Source organism: Actinomadura rubrisoli (assembly GCF_004349215.1).
Classification (GTDB): domain Bacteria; phylum Actinomycetota; class Actinomycetes; order Streptosporangiales; family Streptosporangiaceae; genus Spirillospora; species Spirillospora rubrisoli.
On record NZ_SMKU01000348.1, the window covers coordinates 1 to 9829 of the forward strand.

The 9829-nt window shown below is 75.5% G+C and carries 6 protein-coding genes and 1 pseudogene; 5 read left to right on the plus strand and 2 right to left on the minus strand.

What is annotated here, in order from left to right; translation table 11 throughout:
• From E1298_RS48770 to E1298_RS50795, 5 genes and pseudogenes are all read left to right on the plus strand, one after another.
• Positions 1–1124, plus strand: a 1124-nt coding sequence (locus E1298_RS48770; RefSeq protein ID WP_481726147.1) for an MmpA family trehalose lipid delivery protein, incomplete at its 5' end; no start/stop codon positions are given.
• Positions 1124–1255 carry a hypothetical protein gene (locus E1298_RS51370; protein WP_279499467.1) on the plus strand — a complete coding sequence of 44 codons (132 nt, stop codon included), beginning with the start codon at positions 1124–1126 and terminating at the stop codon, positions 1253–1255. The genes E1298_RS48770 and E1298_RS51370, both read left to right, overlap by 1 nt.
• Before the next feature lie 13 nt (positions 1256–1268).
• Positions 1269–2144, plus strand: a complete 876-nt coding sequence (locus tag E1298_RS38850; RefSeq protein ID WP_131902386.1) for a glycosyltransferase — start codon at positions 1269–1271, stop codon at positions 2142–2144.
• A complete protein-coding gene (locus E1298_RS38855; RefSeq protein WP_131902387.1) occupies positions 2141–3475 on the plus strand; it encodes a glycosyltransferase family 4 protein in 1335 nt (444 codons plus the stop codon). Before E1298_RS38850 ends, E1298_RS38855 begins: the two co-directional genes overlap by 4 nt.
• 25 nt (positions 3476–3500) lie before the next feature.
• Positions 3501–6680, plus strand: a pseudogene (locus E1298_RS50795) (alpha-(1->3)-arabinofuranosyltransferase domain-containing protein); the annotation flags it as partial.
• Positions 6681–7743: 1063 nt separating this feature from the next.
• Here E1298_RS50795 and E1298_RS50800 read toward each other — a convergent pair.
• Both E1298_RS50800 and E1298_RS38870 read right to left on the minus strand, forming a co-directional pair.
• On the minus strand, positions 7744–8997 hold the full coding sequence (locus E1298_RS50800; RefSeq protein WP_243726075.1) for an acyltransferase family protein: 1254 nt from the start codon (positions 8995–8997) through the stop codon (positions 7744–7746).
• On the minus strand, positions 8994–9782 hold the full coding sequence (locus E1298_RS38870) for a class I SAM-dependent methyltransferase (RefSeq protein WP_131902390.1): 789 nt from the start codon (positions 9780–9782) through the stop codon (positions 8994–8996). Before E1298_RS38870 ends, E1298_RS50800 begins: the two co-directional genes overlap by 4 nt.
• Between the last annotated feature and the right edge of the window lie 47 nt (positions 9783–9829).

The following is a 9829-nucleotide window of genomic DNA, read 5'->3' on the forward strand; positions in this document are numbered from 1 at the left end:
GGGCGGTGGCGGTGCTGAGCCTGCCGTGGCTGGTCCCCGGGCTGCTGCGGCCTGCGGGCATGCCGGAGGACGGTTCGGCCGTCGAGGCGTTCGCGGCTCGGGCCGACACGCCGTTCGGGACGCTCGGGAGCCTGCTCGCACTCGGCGGCGTCTGGAACGGCGAGACGGTGCCCCGAGGCTACGGGACCCCCGTGATCGCCGGGCTGTGGCTGCTCGTGGTGATCGGGGCCCTGGTCGCCTACTGGAAGTGGTGCGGGGAGCCCGGATGGCGGCGGGGCGCGGCGGTCGCGGCCGGGGCCGGGTTCGCGGTGGCGTCTCTCGGCGCGGTCGCGGCACCCGTCCTGGAGGCCGCGATCGACCTGTGGCCGGGGTTCGCAGTGCTGCGGGACGGCCAGCAGTACGTGGCGCCGCTGGCCGTCGTGGTCGCGGCGGGGCTCGGCGTCGCCGCCGACCGGGCCGCCGGGGCGCGGCTGCCGATGGTCGCCGCCGGGGCCGTCCTCGCGCCCCTGCTCCTGTTGCCCACGCTGGCGTGGGGCGCGGCGGGCGATATCCGGGCCGTCCGTTACCCGGACGACTGGGGACGCGCCCGGCAGATCATCGACGGCGACCGGGCACGCGGGGACGTGCTCGTGCTGCCGTGGGCGCCGTACCGGAGCTACCCCTGGAACCACGGCCGCCGCGTGCTCGACCCGCTGCCCCGCTATCTGCACCGCCGCGTGATCGTCAACGACGCCGTCACGGTGGCAAGGACGGGCGGTGGGGGGACGACCGTCGCGCCCGAGGACCCGAGGGCCGTCCGGCTGGGCCCGGCCGCCGCGACCCGGGCCCCACCGGCGGCCACGCTGCGCGCCGAAGGGATCCGGTACGTCGTGGTCGACGCCGAGACCGCGACGATTCGCCCGTCCGGTACCGAAGAGGTTCTGCGGGGCCCTGACCTGGCCGTCTACCGCGTGGACGGGGCGGCCGCGGTGCGGGACAAGCGTGTTTCCGCACTGTTGACGATTCCTGCCTGGATCGTCGCGAGTGTGGTGGTTTTCTGGTCAATCCTGGTCCCAGGTACTACTCTGAGCCTTCCGTTACTCGGCAGTATCAACCCCCGAACCCACCGTCGAAGGGCCAACTGATGCGCATCGCCATCGCCGCGCTGGTCGGCGTTCTGCTGGCCGCGGGCGCATCCTTCGGTGCAGTGCAGCTCGCGAGCGCCTCCCAGAAGGACCCGGTCATCAAGCCGCTGTACAACTACGGCTCCCGCTGATCCGCCCGACCTGATGGGGACCCGGCGTGACGGCCCCGCCCCGCTGGAGATCGTCGTCCCCGCCTACAACGAGGCCGACCGCCTTCCGGCGGGACTGGGCCTGCTCTGCGACAAGCTCGCCGGACTGCCGGTGGGCGCCGAGGTCGTCGTCGTCGACAACGCCAGCACCGACGGCACGGCCGAGATCGTCCGGTCGTGGCGCGGGCCGGTCCGCGTGCGGCTGCTGCGCTGCGAGCGCCGGGGCAAGGGGGCCGCGGTCCGCGCCGGGCTCCTGGCCACGCGGGCCCCGTACATCGGGTTCATGGACGCGGACATGGCCACAGACCTCGCCGCGCTGGACGACGCGCTCGTCCTGCTGCGCGAGGGCCGCCCGGTCGTGGTGGGGTCAAGGCGCCACGGTCGGTCGGTCGTCGAAGGCTACGCGCTGCCGGTCAGGCGGCTCGGCGCGATCACCTTCAACCGGATCGTCCGCGACCTCGCGGGCGGTGTCCCCGACACCCAGTGCGGGTTCAAGTTCTTCGCCGGGCCGCTGGGCCGCGCCGCGGCGGCCGACCTGCGCACCACCGGCTTCTCGTTCGACGTGGAGCTGCTCTCGCACTGCGTGCGGCGCGGCGCGCCGGTGACCGACATCCCTGTCGTCTGGCGGGACCGTCCCGGCTCCACGTTCTCGGTACGGCGGCACTCGCTGCAATGCCTCTTCGACCTGGCCCGCATCCGCGCGCGCGCCGGGTTCCGCACCCACGCACCGTCCGCCGGACCCGCGCCAGCCGGATACGCAACGGCCGGACACGCGGTGGCCGGACCAGGAGCGTCCGCCGGGCACGTCCCCGGGCCGCTCGCCCTGCCGGACAGCACCTTGCCCTCCACGTCGGGTGCCGGACCGGGATGAGCACGACCGCCCGCGTGGCGGGCCTTCGCCTGGCGGTCGTCAACTGGCGTGATCCGTGGCATCCCTCCGCGGGCGGGGCCGAGCGCTATGCCTGGGAGCTGGCGCGGGGGCTGGCCAGGCGCGGCGCCCACGTCCGCTACCTGACGAGCAGGGCGCCGGGGCAGCGCCGCGGGGAACGCGTCGAGGGCGTGGAGTTCGTCCGCATGGGCGGCCGCTTCACCGTCTACCCCCTCGCCCTGCTGTGGATTCTCCTCCGGCGCCGGAGCTTCGACGCGGTCATCGACTGCCAGAACGGCATCCCGTTCTTCACACCGTGGGCGCTGCCCCGCCGCGTCCCGGTGTTCTGCGTGATCCACCACGTGCACGACGCGCAGTTCTCCCTCTACTTCCCGGCCTGGCTGGCCCGGCTCGGGCAGACGCTGGAAGGGCCGGTGAGCCGCTGGGCGTACCGGCGGCACGCGTACGTGGTCGTCTCGCCGTCGACGCTGCGGGCCGTCCGGGAAAGGCTGTCCTGGACGGGGCCCGCGTATGTCGTGCCCAACGGGTCCGTGCCCCCGGAACGCTCGGCCGCGCCCGCCCCCGGACCGGTCGGGGATCCCGAGCTGGTCTGCGTGACCCGGCTCGTCCCGCACAAGCGACTCGGACGGCTCCTCGACCTCGCCGGACGGCTCGCCGAGCGCCACCCCGGGCTCAGGCTGCACGTCGTCGGGGACGGCCCGGAGGCGCCCGCGCTGGCGGACGGGATCGCCGGGCGGGGCCTCGGCGGCGTCGTCATCGCCCACGGCTACGTCCCCGACGCGGTCAAGTCCGCCCTGGTCGCCCGCGCCGACCTGCACCTCAGCACATCCCAGGGGGAGGGCTGGGGGCTCAGCGTGATCGAGGCGGCCGCGCTCGGCGTGCCCACCGTCGCCCCCGACGTGGACGGGCTGCGCGACGCCGTCCGCCACGGGACCACCGGCTGGCTGGCCTGCCCGGACGAGGAGGCCGCCGACGTCGTCGAGCGCGCCCTGAAGGAGCTGGACGACCCCGCCCGGCGCGCGGAGATCGCCGCGGCCTGCCGGGCGTGGGCGGGAGAGTTCGACTGGGCGCGGACCACCGGCCGGATGGCGGAGCTGCTCGCGGCCTCCGTCCGGGCCGGATCGTCCTGGACGGCGGATGACCGGGCACACGTGATCCACCGGTACGGTGACGAGCACCCGCGCGTCCTGGAGGGCCCGGCGCGCGACGAACTGCTCGCCGCGCCCGAGAACATCTGCGAGATCCGCCCGGCAACCCCGACCGAACGGCTCCTCGGCCGCCCAGAGCAGCGGGCCGTACGGCCGGAGCGATAGGCGCGAGGGGAGAAGAAGGGCGAGCATGGCCGTGGGAGAAGTCGACCCGCCCCGGGCCGGAGCGCCTCGCCGGGGCGGATCGGGCGGGGAGGCGTCCCGGCCGGGCCTTCCGCGGGACGCGGTGGAGCGGCTGCGGGAGCGGCTCCGCGTGTTCGCCTGCTGCACGGCCCTGACCGCCCTGGCGTTCGGGACCCGTCCCGGCGCGATCCTGGCCGACACCAAGATCGACATGGCGGTGAACCCGCTCGGGTTCCTCGGGCGCGCGCTGCACCTGTGGGATCCCGAGCAGTTCGGCCAGCTCCAGAACCAGGCGGTCGGCTACCTGTTCCCGATGGGGCCGTTCTACGCGCTCGGCGACCTCGCCGGGATGCCCGCGTGGATCACCCAGCGGCTCTGGCTGTCGCTGCTGATGTGCCTGGCCTTCACGGGCACGTGGCGCCTGGCCGCGCGGCTCGGCATCGGCGGCCCCGGCGGCCGGGTGATCGCCGCGATGGCGTACGCGCTGGCCCCGAACGCGCTGGCGACGCTCGGCCAGATCTCGTCCGAGTACATGCCCGTCGCGATGCTCCCCTGGATCGTTCTCCCGCTCGTCACCGCCGCGTCCAGCGCGGCCGGGGGTGGGCGGGCGCGGGCCGCGGCCCGGTCGGGGCTGGCGGTCGCGTGCTGCGGCGGCATCAACGCGACCGCGACCGTCGCCGTCCTGCTCGTCCCGGTCGTGTACGTGGTGACGCGGCCGCGCGGGTCGTTCCGGCTCCGGCTGCTGGCCTGGTGGACGGCCGCGGCGGGCGCGGCGACCGCCTGGTGGCTGGTCCCACTGCTGCTCACGGGGACGTACGGGTTCTCCTGGCTCACCTACACCGAGAAGGCGTCCACGACGACCGGGCCCACGGGCCTGGTCAACGTGCTGCGCGGCGCCGAGCGCTGGGTCAACTACCTGATCGTGGACGGGCAGGTCTGGTGGCCGGTCGGGCACGGGCTGTCGCTCAGCCCGCTGCCGATCCTGTGCACGGGCGCCGTCGCGGCGCTCGGGCTCGCCGGGCTGCTCGGACGGCTGCTGCCCGAGCGGACCTTCCTGCTGCTGACGCTGCTCGCCGGGCTCGCCATCGTGTCGATGGGGCACCTCAGCGACGTCCCTGGCCCGTTCGCCGCGCAGCTTCGCGACCTGCTGGACGGCCCGCTCGGCCCGCTCCGCAATCTGCACAAGTTCGACGCCGTCGTCCGGCTGCCGCTCGCGCTCGGCCTCGCCCACCTGCTGGTCGTGGCCCCCAGGCAGGTCAAGAGCGGTCCGGCCGACGGGACCGCGAGGAGCGCGGCGCTCGGACGGGCGCTGAGCGCCCTGGCCGGCGTCCCGGCCGTCGCCCTCGTCGCGCTCGGCGGCATCGGCGCCACGGCCGTCTCGCACGGCCTCACCGGTCCCGGCGACTTCGACCAGGTCCCCCGGTACTGGCGGGACGCGGCGTCCTGGATCAACGCGCGCGCCGGTCAGCAGGGCGTGCTGGCCCTGCCGGGGGCGCCGTTCGGCGAGTACCTGTGGGGCCGCCCGATGGACGACATCGTCCAGCCGCTGCTGGACGCGCGCTGGGGTGTCCGGCAGCTCGTCCCGGCCGGGTCGCCCGGCTACACGCGCGCGCTGGACGCCATCGACCAGCAGGTCAGGTCGGGGCAGAGTTCGCCGGGCCTCGGCGACTACCTCGGACGGATGGGCGTGCGGTACGTCCTCGTCCGCAACGACCTGCGGCGCGAGACGCTGCGCGGCGGCTGGCCGTCCCGGCTCCACCAGGCGCTGGACGGCTCGTCCGGGCTGCGCCGCGCGGCCGCGTTCGGGCCCCCGGTCGGCGGCGGCCTCGTCGACGACGCGGTCTCGGCGCTGGACCAGCCGTACCCGGCGCTGGAGGTGTACGAAGTGGAGGGCGCCGGCGACGTCGCGAGCCTCGCCGACGCGTCCCGTCCCGTCCGGGTCTACGGGGGGCCCGAGTCGCTGCTGGCGATGGCCGACGCCAAGGCGCTCCCGGACGCGCCCGTCCTGCTGGACGACGACGCCCCCGACCTGCGCGGCGCCCCCGTCGTCACCGACTCGCCCCGCCTGCTGCGCCGCAACTTCGGCGAGCTGCACCAGACCTCGCCGACCCTGACCGCCGGGGAGTCGCGCCGGGCCGCCGACGTCCTGGACGAGGGCTGGGAGCGCTACACCACCCGCGTCGCCTACGGCGGCGGCGTCCGCGACGTGGCAGCGTCGACCTCGGCGGCGGGCGACGACGCGATCCCGCAGGCCCGCAAGCCCGGCGCGACCCCGTTCGCCGCCCTCGACGGCGACCCGTTCACCTCCTGGCAGACGGGCGGCTGGGAGGGCCCGGCCGGGCAGTGGCTGCGCGTCGACCTGGACAGTGTCCGCGAGGTGCGGACCTTGACCGCCGCGTTCGTCCAGAACCCCGAACTGGGACCGCCCGTCGCGCGCGTCGCCGTGGAGACCGAGAGCGGGACGCAGGAGCAGGCCGTCCAGGCGACCACGGCCGCCCAGCGGCTGCGCGTCCCGGAGGGGCCCACACGCTGGGTGCGGCTGCGCGTCCTCGGCCTGGCCACGCGGCCCGCCGTGCCCGCGTTCGCGCGCGCCGGGGTCGCCGAGCTGTCCATCGGCGGGGTGAAGCCGACCCGCACCTACACGCTGCCCGCCCCGGCCGGGGCGACGGGCCCGGCGGCGTACGTGCTGAGCCGCGTGCCCGGTGCCGCGTCCGAGTGCATGAAGGGCAGCCGGCGGTGGGTGTGCTCGCCGTCCCTCGGCTCCCGGGACGAGGAGGGCGACGGCTTCGACCGGACGTTCACCGCGGCGGCGCCCGGCCGCGCACCGATGACCGGGACGGCCGTGCTCACCGACCGGCGCCTGATCGAGCGGTACACGGCCGTCGCGGGCCGGCCGCGCGTCACCGCGGGCTCCACCTTCTCCGCGCACCCCGCGGCCCAGGCCAGGTCGGGGTTCGACGGCGATCCGGCCACGACGTGGATCGCCGGGGAGAAGGACGACGCGCCCGCGTTCACCGTCCAGTGGAAGGGCGCCAAGCGGCTCACGACGCTGGCGATGAGCCGCCCGCCCGGCGCGGCGGGCCCGATGCGGGTCACGGTCGAGGGGCGGAACGGGGAGGCCCGCGAGGTCCTGTCGGACACGCGGGGCCGCTTGACGTTTGCGCCGATGACCACCGACCGCGTGACCCTCACCTTCCACCGGGACGGGCGGCTGCAACCGGTGCAGCTGACCGACCTGGCCATCCCGGGCGTCAAGCGCCTGCGCGACGTCGCCTCCTTCCCCCTCCAGCTCCCCTGCGGGTACGGGCCGAAGTTCCGGCTCGGCCGGACGGACGTCCAGACCAAGGCCACCGGGACGTTCGGCGACCTGCTCGCCGGACGGCCCCTGCGCTTCACCGCCTGCGGCCGCCCCCAGATGAAGGCCGGGCCGAACCACCTGGCGTCCGTCCCGCTCGACTCCTACCGCGTCGAGACCATGACCGTGGGGGCGCCGGCCGGGGCCGCGGGCCGGACCGGGAGCGGCGCGCGCGCGCCAGAGGCCGAGCCGGAGCCGGTCAAGGTGATCAGCTGGGGGCCGGGCTCGCGGAAGCTGGAGGTGGACGCCGCCGGGCCGTCGTTCCTGACCGTCAACGAGAACTTCAACACCGGCTGGCGCGCCACCGCCGGCGGCACGGCCCTCCGCCCGGTCCGGCTGGACGGCTGGAAGCAGGGCTGGCTGGTGCCCGCCGGGACCCGCGGAACCGTCCAGCTGTCCTACGGGCCGGACCGGTCGCAGCGCGTCGCGGTGGTCGCCGGCCTCAACCTGCTCGTCGTCCTGCTGCTCGTCGCCGTCTGGCCCGGCGTCCGGCACGGCCCGGGACCGCGCGGGGCGCGGGGCGTGGCGGCGGGCACCGGCTGGCCCGCGTGGGCCGCCGTGGGGCTCGCCGCCGCGCTCGGCGGCTGGATCGCCGGGCCGCCCGGCCTCGCCGTCGCCGCCGCGGTCGCCGCCGGATGCGGCTGGGCGCGCACACGCCGCTCCCGCGTCGCGCGCGCCGCGGCCTCGCCGTGGCCGATCGCCATAGTCATGATGGCCGGTGCGGGCTGCCTCGCCACCGGCGCCTGGCTGGACCTGCTGGACAACCCCGCCGCCCCGTCCGGCGCGCTCGGCGACGTCGCGCCCCAGCTGCTCGGCCTCGCGGTCGTCGGACGGGTCGCGGCCGAGCTGTGGCGGCCCCGCCCGCCGGGCGGCGGCCCTGACGGGCGGATCGAGCTCAGCTGGGCCGCGCCCGGGTCCGGGCCCGATCACGGCGGGAACGGTCACGATGCTGGACCAGCCGCCGAACCGGACGCTCCACCAGGTAGTGGCTCAGGGTCGCCGCTGCGATGGACGCCGCGGCCATCAGCGGGAGATTCGTCAGGACGTCCCCCTGGATCCCCCGGTCCGCCGTCTCGTACCAGCCGACGATGATCAGCGTCTGCCAGAGGAACAGGCCGTAGGAGATCCGGCCGAGGAACCGCATCACCGGGTTGCCGAGGATCGCGCCGAGCGCCGGATGCCCGGCCGGGGCCAGCGCCACCGGCGCGACCAGTGCCGCCGCGCACAGGCCCTTCACGACCAGGTCGAACAGCGAGGTCCAGAACACGTCAGGCGTCTGGAGCGAGACCGGCCCCGTGACGGGGGTGGACGCGACGACGTACAGCATCGCGGCCGCCGCCCAGCACGCCGCCCACGAGTCGGCGACGGCCCGGCACAGCGCCGCCACCGGGCGCCGCTCGTCCAGCCGCGCCCACACCGTCACCACCGCCAGGGCCATCCCGATCGCGAACCAGGCGAAGTACTGCGGGAGCCACAGCCCCATCCGCGCGTGCCGGTCCGGGACGAACATCGCGACCGTGTAGGGCAGTGAGAGGGCCGCGTACACGCCGATCCCGTACAGCAGCCGCTTGGCCCGCACGCCGACGTCCTGGGTCGGGACGCGGCGCGCGTACCAGCCGAGGACCGCCGCCGTGAGCGGCAGCGTCGCGTACCAGGCCACCTCGATCACGAGGCTCCACGCCTGCCCGAGGTGCGGCGGGCCGAGGCCGCTCCGCCACCACGGGTCGGGCAGGTAGGTCTGCGTGAGCGTCAGCAGCGAACCCCAGGTAAGGGGGTCGCCTATGTGCCCGCGCCCGGCCGTGAGCATGTAGCCGATGACTACGGCCCAGTAGGCCGGAAGGATCCGCAGCGCGCGCTTGCGGAAGTACTCGCCCGCCTTCGGGGCGGCCCGTCCGTCCAGTACTGCCGCTGCCCATGGCCGGTACAGCAGCAGACCGGACAGCGTGAAGAAGACCGGCACTCCGACCTGGCCGCCGTTGTAGAGCCATCCCGCGCCGTCAGGATCGACGATCGCGCCCGCCGAGCTGGCCACGTGGTACACGAGGACGGCCAGCGCGGCCACCGCCCGGATCCCGTCCAGCGTGTCCTGATGACCGGAGATCGGGGGCGGCGAGGGCGCCGCCGCCCGTGCGGCGGGCGCGGGCCTCACGGCCCGCCGGCCCGCTTGCGCAGGACGAGCGCCAGGTTCCACGTCGCGACCTCCCGGAGCCCGGGGACGCGGACGACGCCCTCCGCCCAGCGCGGGTGGTAGCGGGGCACGGCGTCGAGGATCCGCACGTCGTCGCGGCCGCGGGCCCAGGCGAGCGCCGCCGACACCGAGACGGGGTGCAGGCTCTGCCCGTACCGGTTCTTGGGCGGACGGCCCGTCCGCCGCTCGTACCTCCGGGCCGCCCGGTCGCCGCCCAGATAGTGCCACGGCGAGGTCTCATGCCCGCCCCACGGCGACAGCCAGTTCGTGAACGACAGGAACACGATGCCGCCCGGACGGGTCACGCGGACCATCTCGCCGGCCATCCGCCACGGCTCCGGAACATGCTCCAGCACGTTCGAGGAGAAGCACACGTCGGCGGAGCCCGTCCTGAATGGCAGGGCCAGGGCGCTGGCGACAAGGGTGTTCGGACCTGGCGTCCCATGCGCGGCCAGCTCGGCGAGGTCGTGGTCAATGCCCGTACACCGCGCACCGGCCATGGTCAGCGCGCGCGCAAAGGAGCCGGAGCCGGTACCCACGTCGACGACGGTGGCCCCCGCCAGGTCGGTGTACGAGCCGAGCTGCGTCACCGTGTCGCGGGCCATCAGGTCGTAGAAGTATTCCGGATCGCGCTGCTCACGCCGGAACGCGCTGAGGAGCCGCACCGAGCGGGCCAGCGTGGCGCGGTGGCTCCGCCCCTCCCCATCGGGCACGGGCCCTTGGGGGACAGCGGGCGCCGAGGCCATGGGCCACCTCATGGGGGATCGGGGACGCGGATGGGGGACTGTCTCTT